The sequence below is a fragment of the Rhizobium sp. PvP014 genome (assembly GCF_017876855.1).
Lineage (GTDB): Bacteria > Pseudomonadota > Alphaproteobacteria > Rhizobiales > Rhizobiaceae > Neorhizobium > Neorhizobium soli.
In genome coordinates, this window is the sequence record NZ_JAGIOT010000001.1 from 251,955 (window position 1) to 266,352 (window position 14,398).

Here is a 14,398-nt window from a genome sequence, read left to right on the forward strand (position 1 = left end):
TTACTCCTTCCAGATCTCATAGGTGTCGAGCGGCAAGATGGCCGTGATAGACGGCTTCAAGGGCCGTGCGGGGCGCAAGGTTGTCGCCGATCTGCCGGACGGGCACGTCAAGATGACGGAGCTGCTGGAACAGGGACTGGTCCGCGAAATTGTGCTCGGCTGCAACGAGACCGGTGAACCCCATATGCAGCTCGCTCTCGCCGGTCGAAAGATCCTCAACCGTCAGGGTCTCGCCGTCGAAGGCTGTAACCTTCCGGAGCGTTGAGAGCCTCACCTTTTTCTCGCGCAGCCGTTTCAGGTTTGCGAGTGTCGAGTATATGGTCGTGCGCCAGGCGATGCCGCCAGCCGGCGAGAAGAACGTCACCGTTTTGCCGATGTCGGCGAGATGTTCCGCAAGCGTCAGTGCGGCCCATTCGCCAGTGCGGTCGAACAGAGCCACGTCGCTTCCGAGCGCTGCCGGATCAGCGAGGGCCTCGACGATCGTGAAGGCCGTTCCGCCACCGGCAAGTTCTGCGCGAACCGGCATCGAACCTGTCGCCAGAAACACTGAATCGGCGGCAAAACCGGCAATCGATGCGGCATCGGCATGCTTGCCTGTTATAACCGTCACACCGAACCGACCCAGATCGGCAATCTGGTCCTCCATCAGCGTTCGGAACTCAGCGCGCTTCGGCATCTTCACCGCGTCGCGAAACTGACCGCCGAGATCGTCCTGCTTTTCCCACAGCGTCACGATATGGCCGCGCTCCGCTGCCGTACGCGCCGCCTCCAGCCCGGCCGGCCCGCCGCCGACCACAAGCAAGCGTTTGGGTTGTTGTGCGCCTGTCGCGGCAAGTTCCGCCCATTCGCCTTCCAGCCCGGCACGTGGATTGACCAGACAGCGGATCGGCAGGTTCTTTTCCAGCATCCCGGCGCAACCCTGATTGCAGGCAATGCAGGTGCGGATTTCGTTCATTCGGGCTTCGACCGTCTTGTTGACGATGGCCGGCTCGGCAAGGTGGGCACGCGCCATACCCACCGCATCCGCGCCACCGGCCGCAATGATCGCGTCGGCTTCCGCCAGTGTGTTGAATCGACAGACGGCGAAGACGGGAATGTCGTGGCCTTCGCCGCGTAAAGCGATGCGGATCCGCGCCGGCAACGACCGGAATGGTTCCGGATCGATTGCCATGTCGGCCATCTGCGAAGCGAGCGAATAGGAGGCGTGATAGGCGGAATGCGAAACATTGAAGAAGTCGATCTTCTCGGCCCCCGCAAGTGACACCGCGGTCCTCTCGGCCTGATCGATGGTGATCCCGCCCTCAACATACTCATCACCACTGAGGCGAATACCGAGACAGAAATCGCGGCCGACTTCCGCCCGGACAGCCTGAAGCACCTCCAGCGGAAAGCGCATCCGGTTTTCCGGCGAGCCGCCATACGCGTCGTCACGTGTGTTCGAAAGCGGGGACAGGAACTGCTGCAGAAGGTGCCCATGCGCCATCTGCAGCTCGATCCCGTCGAAGCCAGCCGCCACGAGATGGCGCGCGGTCAGCACATGCCCGTCGATGACCGCATCCATGTCGGCGCGATCCATCGGGCGCGGGGGCAGAGCGGATCTCGCCCACGGAATCGGCGACGGTCCAAAGGAGACGGTCCGCTCGAAATCGCCCTCAACCTGCCGGCCGAGATGGATGATCTGTCCAAGGATGCGCGCGCCTTCCGCTTTGACAGCGTCGGTGATCCTGCGGAACGGTTCGATACAGGCAGGGTCGAAGCCACAGACTGCCTGCGGCCGGCCAAGCGAGTTCGCGTGAACGCGGATGGATTCAAAGATGATCGCACCGACACCGCCCCTCGCACGTTCACGGTGATAGGCAAGGTGGCGCTCGCTCGGCAGGTGGTTTTCGCCGAAATTGGTCGTGTGCGCCGGAACGAGAATGCGGTTGCGAAACGTGAGATTGCCCACGGCAAGCGGCGCCATCGCACGTGAAAACTCGGTTCCGGCAGATCTCTCTTGCATCGCACAATCTCGCATGTTGCACTGCATATAGGCAAATACGTCTGCTGAGTGTTTTATGGGCATTGACGAGATCTGTCAGCCGTTTTATACAAAACCTGTATTAAAAATAAGATAGATTGGGAGCTCACGTTGAGGCCGGCGACCGAACCCTTGAAGACTCAGAAGGTCTATCTTCTGCTGCGGGACAAGATCGTTTCGGGCGAGCTGAAGGCCGGCATGCGCCTGCCGAGCGAGCTTGCGTTGGCTGAACAATACGGGGTTTCGCGGGTCACAGTCCGGCTCGCGCTCGATCTACTTTCCGCCGAAGACCTGGTCGACAAGCGGGTCGGATCCGGCACCTATGTGCGGGGCTCCAACTTTGCCCAGATGGCCACGGCCGACCTGTCGAATGCCTTTGCGCACCTCATAGAAATGGGGCGGACAACGGCGGTCAAGCTGATCTCTTTTGACTATATCGAGGCGCCCGAGAAGGTTGCCGAGGCCTTGCATCTCGAAGACGACGAGCGGGTTCAGAAGTCGGTGCGCGTGCGCTCCTTCGACGACCTTCCCTTCTCGTACCTGACAGCCTACGTGCCCGAACGTGTCGGTCGAGAATATTCGCGTGAAGACCTTGCCCATATGGCTCTCCTTGAGCTGATGGAAAGAGCCGGCCTGCGTGCTGAAACGGCGTGGCAGGAAGTGGGTGCGGTTCTTGCCAATCCGGAAGTGGCCGAGGCGCTGGGTATCGGTGTGGGCTCGCCCCTCATCGCGCTGACCCGCGTCGTCTACGGCAAGGGAGGGCGCGGCATGGAGTATCTCCAAGCGCTCTACCGTCCCGATAGATACAGCCTGCAAATGAACCTCGTACGCAAGGGCACTGAAGGGAGCCGGCACTGGAGCCCTACGTCCGAGGTCTACCGTAACGAGCGGGCATCCGGCCCCCGCAATCCTAAGAGGGTGGTGAAGGAATGAAGAAGCTCACGAACTCGGTCTCCCGGCGCACGGTGCTGAAAGTTGGCGGTGTCTCGGCGATGGTCCTTGCGGCACCCGGTCTCAGCCGGGCACAGGCACCGACGGTCAAGATCGGTCTGCTGCAGCCGATGACCGGTGGCTTTGCCGGAGACGGCGATCTGGCACGGATCGGCGCGGAATATGCGATCAAGGAAATCAACGATGCCGGCGGCATCAAGTCGCTCGGCGGCGCCAAGCTCGAACTTCTGATCGGCGACAGCCGTTCGAATGCCGAAGCCGGCGCCCAGGCGACCGAACAGCTGAAGGCGGATGGCGCTGCGATCGTCGTCGGTGGTTTTGCCAGCGGCATTTCCATGACCGCGACCCAGGCCGCGGCCCGCTACGAGCTTCCCTTCATCATCGACTGCGCCGTCTCCGACGCGCTGATGACCCGCAACCTCAAAAACGTCTTCCGTTTCAACCCGAGCTTCTCGATGGCGGCCGACGTCGCGCTGAAGAACCTCGTAACTATCAACGACGCTTCCGGCAAGGCCGCAAAGACTGTGGCGATCGTCCATGAAGACGGTCTTCTCGGCTCGGGCCTCGCCAAGCTGATGCAGGCTCGCCTGCCTGCCCTCGGCTTCGAAGTGGTCGAGGCGATCTCGCACCCGACACCGGCGCGCGACATGTCGAATGTGGTTCTGCGCCTGCGTTCGCTGCAGCCCGACCTCATCATTCCCTCGCATTACTTCAACGAATTCGTGCTGTTCGCCCGCACACTGCAACAGCAGCGGGTCAAGCCGAAGGGCGGCATCTATGCTCTCTTCGGCGGTGCGGCTTCCAGCTACCGGTTCGTCAAGGAATTCCCGGAAGCGGCTGAAGGCGTGATGGACGTCAACCACTGGGGCGATCCCAAGAACCCCACCAACGACAAGCTGATGCAGGCCGTTCAGGCCGCCGGCAAGTTCTACGCCTACAACGCGCCGATCAACTATTCGGTTGTCAAGGTCGCAGCGCAGGCGCTGGAATTTGCAAAGAGTGCCGAAAGCGGCGCGATCATCGAAGCCTTGCAGAAGAACGAGTTCGACAGCGGCGTGATGCCCTACGGCAAGTCGAAGTTCGATGCGACCGGCCAGAACGTCAACGCGCTTCCGCTCAATACCCAGGTTCAGGGTGGCCAGATCAAGGTCATCTATCCGGACCAGTTCGCCCAGGCCAAGCCCAAGTTCCCGGCCAACGGCTAATCCATACCCAGCGAGTGCGGCAGTCCCGGGGCGGCGTTTTTGTCCCGGGCCATTCCGGCAAGCCCTTCTTCGAAGGAAAATCATGTATTCGCCGACAATCATTTTCGAAGCGTTGATGAACGGCCTGATGCTCGGTGCCGTCTATGCGCTGATCGCCCTCGGGCTCACCCTCATCTATGGCGTGCTGCACATCGTCAATTTCGCCCACGGCGCCTTGCTGACGGTCGCGATGTATCTCGTCTGGCTGGCCTCTGACAGGTTCGGCCTTGATCCCTACGTGGCCATCCTCGTCGTCACGCCTATGATGTTCGCGATCGGCTATTGTCTGCAGCGCTTCATTATCGGTCCGGCCAGCCGCGGCTCCGACAACGGCATATTGCTTGCCACCCTTGGTCTTTCGATCGTCATCCAGAACCTGCTTCTCGCCGGGTTCAATTCCGACACCCGCACGATTGCGACAGATTACGCGTTCGAGATCGTGCCGCTCGGTCCGCTCCTTCTCTCGCTGCCGAGAGTGATCGGGCTCGGAGTCTCGGTCGTGACCGCCGTACTTCTGTGGGCGATCCTCAACCGCACCGATATCGGCAAGGCGATCCGCGCCGTTGCCAAGGAAAAACTCGGGGCCAGCCTTGTTGGGATCAATGTCGCGCATGTCTACGCCATGACGTTTGCGATCGGCACCGCCTGCCTGGCGATTGCTGGCGGCCTGCTGATGCCCTCGTTCTATGTTAGCCCCACGACAGGGGCGGCCTTTGTTCTCGTCGCTTTCACCATTGTCGTTCTCGGCGGCATGGGATCGATCCCCGGCGCCCTGATCGGCGGCCTTCTGATCGGCGTCGTCGAAGCCATTTCCAGCCTCTTCCTCGGCGATAGCCTCGGCCAGATCGGTATCTTCCTTATTTTCATTCTCGTGCTTCTGGTGAAGCCCACCGGCCTGTTTGGAGCACGCGCATGAAGAAGAACTTCGAATTTATCGCGGCCCTTGCCTTTCTCGGCGTGGTCGGCATCGCCGCCATTGCCGGGCTGCCGGGCAATATTCTCAACCTCTTGATCTTCATGATGATCATCGCGCTGACGGCGCAGGGCTGGAATGTTCTCGGCGGCTATGGCGGGCTCTCCTCCTTCGGACACGCGGCCTTTTTCGGTACTGGCGCCTATACGACGACGATCCTGCAGACCAGCTTCGGCATCAATGCCTGGGTCGGCCTTGTCTGCGGCGTCATCCTCGGTGCGGCCGTCGGCGCCCTGATCGGCTTTCTGAGCTTCCGGGCAGGCCTAAAAGGATCCTATTTCGCGCTGATCACGCTGGCATTTGCGGAAGTGCTGCGCATCCTCGCCAACAGCTGGGATTTCACCGGTGGCGCTGCCGGCATGCTGGTCTCGATCAACAACGGCTTCGCCTATCTGCAATTTTCCGACCGCCGCTGGTTCCTGCTGATCCTCATCGGCTTCGTGGCAGGCGGCCTGCTTCTGACCCGTTGGCTGGAACGATCCGCTTTTGGCGCCTATCTCATTGCGCTTCGTGAAAACGATCAGGCGGCACAGGCGCTCGGCGTTGATATCTTCAAGATCAAGATGCAGGCGATCACGCTGTCTGCCGCAATCACCGCGCTCGCCGGCTGCCTCTATGTGCAGAACTTCCTCTTCATCGATGCCAATGTGGCCTACGGCTCCTGGATCTCTATCGAGGCCTTGTTTGCCGCGATCGTCGGTGGCGCAGGCACGATGCTCGGGCCGCTGATCGGCTCGGTCCTGCTTTTGGGTCTCGGCGAAATCACCAAGTCGTTTTCTGGCGGCATCGCCGGCGTCGATCTCGTCGTGTTCGGCATCATCCTCATTCTCTGCGTCGCTTTCGCGCCGAACGGGATCAGGGGTTTCGTGGCGGATCTCTGGTATCGGCGCAAAAGCCGCGGCAAGGCGATGTGAGGGGCATGACCATGTTGAAAGCGCACAATCTCACCAAGCGATTTTCCGGGCTTCTCGCCGTCGACGATGCAACGATCGATGTGGCGGAGGGTTCGATCACCGGGCTGATCGGTCCGAACGGGGCCGGCAAGACGACACTGTTTGCAATGATCGCCGGCTTCTTCAGCCCCAATGCGGGAACGGTCACGTTTCAGAACGAGGACATTACCGGCGAGAAGCCGCACCTGAGGGCGCGTCGCGGATTGGCGCGCACGTTCCAGATCGTCCAGCCTTTTGCGGGTCTCGACGTTCGCGACAACATCGCCGTCGGTGCCTTCCTTCACACCAAGGATCCGGCCGAGGCGAGACGTCTTGCGACCCTGACGGCTGAGAAAGTCGGTCTTGGCCACGAACTCGACAAGCTTGCCTCGGGCCTCACGATTGCCGGCCGCAAGCGGCTCGAACTGGCAAGGGCGCTGGCGACGAAGCCGAAGCTGTTGCTGCTTGACGAGGTGCTGGCGGGTCTCAATCCATCCGAAATCCGCGATGTTTTGCCGATCATCCGGCAGATCCGCGAGGAGGGTGTCACGATCCTGATGATCGAACACATCATGCAGGCGGTGATGAACCTCTGCGACACCGTCTACGTGCTCTCGCAGGGCAAGATGATTGCAAGCGGCGAGCCGCGTTTGGTGTGTACCGATACGGCTGTCATCGAGGCCTATCTCGGCCACGGCGCTGCAGCGCGCATCAAGGCGGAAGGGGCAGCCCATGCTTGAGATCGCAGACCTGCGCGCCGGCTATGGCGGAACCGAAGTCCTTCGCGGCCTCAGCCTTTCCGTCGGCAAGGGCGAGGTGGTCGCCGTGCTCGGATCGAACGGCGTCGGCAAGACCACGCTCAACAAGGTTCTGTCAGGGGTACAGCCCGCCCGCAGCGGCTCGGTGCGTTTCGACGGCCGTGAGATACTGGGCACCAGCGCTCGCGATATCGTCGCATCCGGCCTCATCCACGTGCCGGAAGGTCGCAAGATCTTCCCCAACCTCACCATTCTGGAAAATCTCGAACTCGGTGGCTATTGCCGGCCGAAGCGGGTCCGGGCCGGCAATATCGAAAAGGTGTTCTCGATCTTTCCGCGGCTGAAGGAACGGACCCGGCAGTACGCGGGCACGCTTTCAGGCGGTGAGCAGCAGATGCTGGCGATCGGCCGCGGCCTGATGAGCGAGCCGAAGCTGCTGATCCTCGACGAGCCTTCGCTCGGCCTGTCGCCGCTTCTGGTCGAGGAGATGTTCTCGCTCATCCGCCGCCTGAGCGACGATGGCCTGCCGATCATGCTGGTGGAGCAGAACGTCATGCAGTCGCTGGACCTCGCGAGCCGGGCTTACATCCTGGAGAACGGTTCGGTCGCACTATCAGGCGATGCCGCCGAACTTCGCGACAATCCTGAATTGAAACGGGCTTATCTCGGCCTTTGAGCGACAAGCACACGGCCCAGAGAGGCCGGCAAGAACAAGGAAACATACCATGAGTCTCAGCCAGGATTTGAAGAGCGGCATTCCGATTGTCGCGCCTGGAGTGTTTGACGCCCTCACGGCGTCGATCGCAGCGGGCGCCGGCTTTCGCGCAGTGTATTTGAGCGGCGCGGCCATCGCCTACACCCATCTTGGGCGACCCGATATCGGCCTCGTGTCGATGGCGGAAGTGGCCGACCGGATCGCGATGATCTGCGACCGGATGACCGTGCCTGTCATCGTCGATGCCGACACGGGCTACGGCAATGCGCTCAACGTCCAGCGCACGGTGCGGCTGTTTGAAAAGATGGGCGCCCAGGGCATCCAGCTCGAAGACCAGACCACGCCGAAGCGCTGCGGGCACCTGAACGACAAGTCGGTCGTCTCCACCGGAGAGATGGTTGGAAAGATCAAGGCGGCCGTCGACGCCCGCGCCAACGAACAGACGCTGATCATCGCGCGCACCGATGCGCTGCAGATGGAAGGCATCGATCGGGCGCTGGAACGCGCGCATCTTTATGCGCAAGCCGGTGCCGACATCCTGTTCGTCGAGGCACCAAAGAGCGGCGAGCAGCTGGGCGACATCGCCGGGGCGCTGAAGTGCGTCAGGCCACTGGTCGCCAACATGGTCGAGGGCGGCACGACGCCGATCCACAACGCGGCTGAATTGTCCGACCTCGGCTTCCAGATCGTCATCTTCCCGGGCGGTATCGTCCGGGCAATGGCGAAGACCGCGGTCGATTATTACGCCTCGCTGGCCGCTGCCGGATCCAACGCGCCGTTCGCCGACCGGATGTTCGATTTCAACGGGCTCAATGCGCTGATCGGCACGCCCGACATGCTCGCGCTCGGCAGAACCTACGAAGATGCCGATGGAAAAGACAGACATGAAGAGGATGCGGCATGAGCTCGCAAGCTACCGTCACGACCGATGCCGGGACGCTTGATCCCGTGACTTTGGCGGTCCTTAAGGGCCGGCTGGAGCAGATTGCAGACGAAATGGACGCGACGCTCTATCGCTCGGCTTTCAACCCGACAATTGCCGAAGCCAAGGATGCCTGCCACGGCATCTATCACGCCACGACCGGCGACACGCTGGTGCAGGGCACGTCCGGCCTGCCCATCTTCGTCGGAGCCATGGCGTTTGCCGTGCGCGCCGTCATCTCCAAGGTTGAGCGGGAAGGTGGCTTGCAGGAGAACGATACGTTCATCTTCAACGACCCTTATGAAGGCGGGACGCATCTCAACGATTTCCGTCTGGTGCGACCGATCTTCCGAGACGGCAAACTGTTCTGCTGGATGGCCTCGGTCGGTCACTGGCTCGACATCGGCGGTAACGTCGCCGGCAGCTACAATCCGAAGGCGGTCGAAAGCTTCCAGGAGGGTGTGCGGATCCCGGTCGTCAAGCTGATCTCCGCGGGCACGATGAACAACGACATCATCGAAATCCTGTCCGCCAATTCCCGCGTTCCGATGTCGAACTGGGGCGATCTCAATGGTCAGCTCAATGCGCTCGATCTCGGCGAGAAACGGCTTGGCGCTCTTCTCGGTGAATATGGTCCAACGACAGTCGATGCGGCTTTCGAGGCTTTCTCGAACCGCGCCGAAGCGCTGATGCGCTCGGCGATCGCTTCGATCCCGGATGGCACCTATTCGTTCGAAGACGTGCTCGACAATGACGGCATCACCGACGAGATGCTGACGGTGGCGCTCGACCTGACGATTTCCGGCGACACGATGGCGCTCGATTTTTCGCGGTCCACCCAGTCGGCCCAGGGTCCGATCAATATCTCGCGCTCGACGACGATTGCCGCCTGCTACGTGGCGCTGAAGCACATCTTTACCGAAGTGCCGGCGAATGCGGGTTGCCTTCGCCCGATCTCGTTCACCATCGTCGATAATTCCCTGCTCGGCGCAAATGCTCCAAAGCCGGTTGCCGGTTATACGGAAACCATCCTGCGCCTGATCGGCGTCGTTCTCGGCGCCATTGCCCAGGCTGATCCGGCGCGTGCAACTGCTGCCCCGTTCGGCACGATCAACGCATTGTCGCTCGCCGGGTACAGGGCAGACCACAAGCGATGGGTGATGTTCTCGTTCTTCGGTGGCGGTCTCGGCGGCAATCCGATGTCCGACGGCTTGAACCATGCCAACAACCCGATTTCGACGGCCACCATTCCACCGGTCGAGATCCTGGAAGCCGCCTATCCCGTCATGTTCACGCAATGGGCGCTGCGGCCGGATTCGGCCGGTGCCGGCACCCATCGCGGCGGCGTCGGTTCTATCTATGAACTGGAGCTTCTCACCGGCGGCGACGTGGCGCTGCTCGGCGAACGCGGCAGACGCGCGCCGTTCGGCGTCGTCGGCGGAGAGTCAGCGGCATTGAACCGGTTCTCCTGGCAGACGGAAGACGGCGGCGAAGCCGTTCCGCCGATGGCGTCGAAGATCACCGATCTGAGGCTGAAGCCCGGCAAGCGGATCCGGTTGGAAACGCCGGGAGGTGGCGGCTGGGGCGATCCGCATGGGCGCGACCCGGACAAGGTTCTGCATGACGTGCGCCTCGGCTTCGTCAGCACCAGTCAGGCGGAAGCCCTGTACGGCGTGGTGATCGGCGCAGATGGCGAGATCGATCACGAAGCAACCGACAAGCTGCGCAAGGGAGTGGCCGCGTGAGCGATCTGGGAACAACAAAACAACAAAATGAAAAACTGGGCCAGTCGGGATTGGGCAGGATCGTTGGCGTCGATGTCGGCGGTACCTTTACCGATCTCTTCTATTTCGATGAAGCTTCGGCGAAATTCCGCACCAACAAGGTCCCCTCCAACCGCGGCGATGAAGCTGTGGGCTTCCTCGATGGTCTGAAGGGTTTCGGCGCCATCGCTGACCTCTCCTCGATCGTGCACGGCACGACCGTCGGCACCAACGCTCTTCTTGAGCGCAAGGGCGCCAGGGTCGGTCTGATCACCACCGAAGGCTTTCGTGACGTACTGGAAATGCGACGCCGGGACCGGCCCAATACCTGGGGCCTGTGGGGCGATTTCATCCCCGTCGTCGAACGCGACATGCGTCTGGAAGTGGCGGAACGCACGCTCGCCGACGGAACGATCCGTCTGGGCGTCGATGTCGATGCCGTCCGCGTCGCTGCCGAAAAGCTGAAGGCGATGGGTGCGGAGGCGCTCGCGATCGTTTTCGTCAACGCCTATGCCAATCCCGAAAATGAAGAGCGTGCGGTGGAAGCCGCCCGTGCGGTCTGGGACAACGAAAACCTCGCCTGCTCGACGCAGATCCTGCCCGAAATCCGCGAGTTCGAGCGCACGTCGACAACGGTTCTCAATGCGTACCTGCAGCCGGTCGTCGGCTCCTATCTCGGCAAGCTGGAAACGGCACTGGCAAGCGAGGACTTCGCCGGCCGCTTCCATATCGTCCAGTCGAACGGCGGCGTCATGTCGACGGAGACAGCGCGCAGGCTTCCGGCCCGTACAGCGCTGTCCGGTCCGGCGGCAGGCGTCATCGCCGCAGCCGCGATCGCAAAGGCGGCAGGCTTTCCGAACGTCATCACCGGCGATCTCGGCGGTACGTCCTTCGATGTCTCGCTGATTGCCGACGGCAAGGCGGCACTCGCGGCCCAGACGACGATCGATTTCGGCCTCGTCATCCGCACACCGATGATCGAGATCACCACGATCGGTGCCGGCGGCGGTTCGATTGCGCATGTGGATGCGGGCGGCCTGCTGCAGGTCGGCCCCGAAAGTGCCGGTTCACGGCCCGGCCCAGTTTGCTACGGTCAGGGCAATACCCGTCCGACGCTGACGGACGCCAATGTCGTGCTCGGCCGTATCAACGCGGACCGGCCGATCGGCGGCAAACTTGCCCGTCTCGACGTGGAGGCCGCCAAGGCCGCGATCGACCAGCATGTGGCAAAGCCGCTCGCTCTCGGTGTGATGGAGGCGGCCGAAGCCATCGTGAAGATCGCCGACAGCCGTATGGCTGGTGCGATCCGGCTGATGTCGATCGAGCGCGGTCACGATCCGCAGAAGTTCGCGGCCGTTCCCTTCGGCGGCGGCGGAGCGCTGCATGTCTCGGCGCTGATCCGCGAAGTCGGGCTGAAGGCGGCGCTTGTGCCGCGTTATCCTGGCGTGACATCTGCTCTCGGTTGCGTCATCGCCGACATCCGCCACGACCAGGTCCAGACCTTGAACCTCTCGCTCGAGGGCATCGACGTTGCGGCGATCGATGCCCGCATGGTCGAGGAGGCCGGCAAGGCGCGCGCCGTCGTCGAGGATGCTCATCTGACGGTCGAGCGGATCGATACGCTGTTCGAGCTCGACATGCACTATGTCGGTCAGACCCATACGGTTCGCGTCACACTGCCGGCAACGATCAGCGGAAGCAAAACCGATGTCAGCCAGGCGATGATCCAGCAGGCTTTCGAGGATGCCTATCAGGCAAGTTTCAGCCGGCTTCTGCAGGGCGTTCCGATGCGGATCGTCAATCTTCGCACCAGCGCGATCGGCATTCGTCCGAGCTTCGATCTGAAGGCGCTGGCCGCACCAACCGACACGACAGTTGCCTCCGCAACGACCGGCTCGCGACAGGTCTGGTTCGACGGCGCCTGGCATGAAACGACGATCTACGATCGCCTGCAACTGCCGGAGAGTTCGGAAATCCAGGGCCCGGCGATCCTCGAGCAGCCGGATGCCACGACCGTCGTGTCGCCGGAATTCAAGGCGCGCGTGGATCTCTACGGAAATATCATCGTGGAGCGGAAATCATGAGCGGACATTCGATACCCATCGAGAAGACGGGTCTGATCATCGTCGATCTGACCAATGATTTTCTGGCCCCCGACGGCGCCTATGGCCGGGCCGGGCAAGGGGCGCCTGAGATCGCGGCATTGCCGGAACGCATCAAGCCACTTGTGGACGTGATGCGCGCAAAAGGCGGCTATATCATCTCGGCGCAGTTCACGCTGGTGCCGGCCAAGGGTGGCGAGCCGATCATCTCGCCGCACTTAAGAGAACTTCGGCCCTTTCTCGGCAAGGGCGATTTTGCGCCCGGCACATGGGGCAACAGCCTGATCGACGATCTGGCGCCGGCCGATCTCGTTGTCGAGAAAGTCGCCTATTCGGCGTTCTACATGACCCGCCTCGAATGGGTCCTGCGCAAATGCGGCATCGAGAAGCTGGTGGTCGGCGGCATCGTCACAAATGGCGGCGTCGCATCCACGGTTCGCGATGCGCATGTCCGCGACTTCGAGACGATCACTCTGTCAGATGGTTCGGCCGCCTTTTCGCAGGAAACGCATGAGACCGCGATCGCAGCACTGAAACCGGTGAGCCGGATCGCGACGATCGAAGACATGATCGCCGAGTTCGACGCGCGATGAGAAAGGTCGAAGTCTCGGACCGGGAATTCGAGGTGATGGTGCCGCTTGTCGTGATCGGCGCAGGTGCCGCCGGCATGATTGCAGCGCTCTCCGCCAAGACGGAAGGCGTCGATGTGCTTGTGCTGGAGCGCGATCCGCTGCCGCGCGGCTCGACGGCGCTCTCGGCCGGCCTCATTCCGGCAGCAGGCACGCGCTGGCAGCGCGCGATCGGTGTCGAGGACACGCCGGAAGCCTTCGGGGCGGATATCCTGCACAAGGCGGATGGCGAGCCGGATGTGGATCTCGTTCGGTTGGTCACCGAAACAGTCGGACCAACGCTGGAATGGCTGGCGGAGGACCACGGTCTGGCGTTTTCGCTGGTCGACAACTTCCGGTATCCCGGTCACTCGCACCTTCGAATGCATGGTCTTCCCTCCCGGTCCGGCGAGGAACTGATCGATCGTCTGCGCGACGCCGCGGAAGAAGCCGGCATCGATATCCTGACGGAAGCGCATGTGGACACACTTGTCGTCGGTTCCGACGGCAAACCGCGCGGCATGACCCTGTCACGACCGGATGGGTCCCGGGAAGACATCGGCTGTGAGGCGTTGATCCTTGCCTGTAACGGTTATGGCGGCAATCCGGCACTGGTCGCCCACCACATTCCGGAGATGCGGGATGCTCTTTATTTCGGCCACCCGGGCAACCAGGGCGATGCGATCGTGTGGGGTGACGCGCTGGGTGCTGCGACGCGGCATCTGAGTGGTCATCAGGGCCATGGATCGGTCGCCCATCCTGCCGGGATCCTGATCACCTGGGCGACCGTGATGGAAGGCGGCTTCCAGGTGAATGTCGCAGGCGAACGCTTTTCCAACGAGGCGAAGGGGTATTCCGAGCAGGCGTCCAACGTGCTTGCCCAGCCGGAAGGGATCGCATGGACCGTGTTCGACACGCGGATCGCCGAGATTGCCGGCCAGTTCGAGGATTTCAGAAGCGCCGAGCGTATGCATGCGATCATCGAGGCCGATACGATCGAGGCGCTTGCGGAGCGGATGCAGGTCTCGCCGGAGAACCTGGTGGCGAGCTTCCGCGCTTTCGAGAAATGCAAAGCTGTGAGTGGGACGGACCCATACGGTCGCTCTTTAGCGGACGTCCCACCGCTCCGAGCACCCTTCAAAGCGGTAAGGGTCACCGGCGCACTCTTCCACACCCAGGGCGGGCTTGTTGTTGACGGCGAGGCACGTGTGGTTCGACGCGACGGTTCGACCATCGCAAACCTTTTTGCCGCCGGAGGCGCCGCCTGTGGCGTATCGGGCAGCAAAGCGAGCGGCTACCTGTCCGGGAACGGTCTCCTGACTGCAGTGGCGCTCGGACGCATTTCAGGTCTTCGCGCCGCCGCTTCCCTGCGCAACTGCTAGAATCAAAGGACAGCCGGAAACATCTCGT

At 62.1% G+C, this 14,398-nt stretch carries 12 protein-coding genes; 11 read left to right on the forward strand and 1 reads right to left on the reverse strand.

What is annotated here, in order from left to right:
* Nucleotides 1-16: 16 nt before the first annotated feature.
* Nucleotides 17-2,002 (reverse strand): FAD-dependent oxidoreductase, encoded by a 1,986-nt coding sequence (locus tag J3A65_RS01100; RefSeq protein WP_209898625.1) that lies wholly within the window; start codon nt 2,000-2,002, stop codon nt 17-19.
* A 150-nt stretch (nt 2,003-2,152) separates the two neighbouring features.
* On the opposite strand from J3A65_RS01100, the gene J3A65_RS01105 reads away from it, so the two are divergent.
* From J3A65_RS01105 to J3A65_RS01155, 11 genes are all read left to right on the forward strand, one after another.
* The gene (locus tag J3A65_RS01105) at nt 2,153-2,953 is read left to right on the forward strand and encodes a GntR family transcriptional regulator (protein ID WP_244473911.1); all 801 of its coding nucleotides are present in this window, start codon (nt 2,153-2,155) and stop codon (nt 2,951-2,953) included.
* Nucleotides 2,950-4,176, forward strand: a complete 1,227-nt coding sequence (locus J3A65_RS01110) for an ABC transporter substrate-binding protein (protein WP_092664423.1) — start codon at nt 2,950-2,952, stop codon at nt 4,174-4,176. Before J3A65_RS01105 ends, J3A65_RS01110 begins: the two co-directional genes overlap by 4 nt.
* A gap of 82 nt (nt 4,177-4,258) precedes the next feature.
* Complete coding sequence (locus J3A65_RS01115; RefSeq protein WP_092664425.1) at nt 4,259-5,131, forward strand: branched-chain amino acid ABC transporter permease; 873 nt, start codon at nt 4,259-4,261, stop codon at nt 5,129-5,131.
* On the forward strand, nt 5,128-6,102 hold the full coding sequence (locus J3A65_RS01120) for a branched-chain amino acid ABC transporter permease (RefSeq protein WP_113165015.1): 975 nt from the start codon (nt 5,128-5,130) through the stop codon (nt 6,100-6,102). The genes J3A65_RS01115 and J3A65_RS01120 overlap by 4 nt, the downstream gene beginning before the upstream one ends.
* Nucleotides 6,103-6,113: 11 nt before the next feature.
* Nucleotides 6,114-6,860, forward strand: coding sequence for an ABC transporter ATP-binding protein (locus J3A65_RS01125; RefSeq protein WP_209899879.1), 747 nt, complete (start codon nt 6,114-6,116; stop codon nt 6,858-6,860).
* On the forward strand, nt 6,853-7,554 hold the full coding sequence (locus J3A65_RS01130) for an ABC transporter ATP-binding protein (protein WP_192078711.1): 702 nt from the start codon (nt 6,853-6,855) through the stop codon (nt 7,552-7,554). Before J3A65_RS01125 ends, J3A65_RS01130 begins: the two co-directional genes overlap by 8 nt.
* A gap of 49 nt (nt 7,555-7,603) precedes the next feature.
* On the forward strand, nt 7,604-8,497 hold the full coding sequence (locus J3A65_RS01135) for an isocitrate lyase/PEP mutase family protein (RefSeq protein ID WP_209898629.1): 894 nt from the start codon (nt 7,604-7,606) through the stop codon (nt 8,495-8,497).
* Nucleotides 8,494-10,260 carry a hydantoinase B/oxoprolinase family protein gene (locus J3A65_RS01140; protein WP_209898632.1) on the forward strand — a complete coding sequence of 589 codons (1,767 nt, stop codon included), beginning with the start codon at nt 8,494-8,496 and terminating at the stop codon, nt 10,258-10,260. Before J3A65_RS01135 ends, J3A65_RS01140 begins: the two co-directional genes overlap by 4 nt.
* Before the next feature lie 5 nt (nt 10,261-10,265).
* Entirely contained in the window at nt 10,266-12,362 is a 2,097-nt protein-coding gene (locus J3A65_RS01145) for a hydantoinase/oxoprolinase family protein (RefSeq protein ID WP_245341448.1), read from the forward strand.
* Nucleotides 12,359-12,973: a cysteine hydrolase gene (locus tag J3A65_RS01150; RefSeq protein WP_209898635.1), complete on the forward strand. Its 615-nt coding sequence runs from the start codon at nt 12,359-12,361 to the stop codon at nt 12,971-12,973. Before J3A65_RS01145 ends, J3A65_RS01150 begins: the two co-directional genes overlap by 4 nt.
* Complete coding sequence (locus J3A65_RS01155) at nt 12,970-14,370, forward strand: FAD-dependent oxidoreductase (protein WP_209898639.1); 1,401 nt, start codon at nt 12,970-12,972, stop codon at nt 14,368-14,370. Before J3A65_RS01150 ends, J3A65_RS01155 begins: the two co-directional genes overlap by 4 nt.
* The last annotated feature ends 28 nt before the right edge of the window (nt 14,371-14,398 follow it).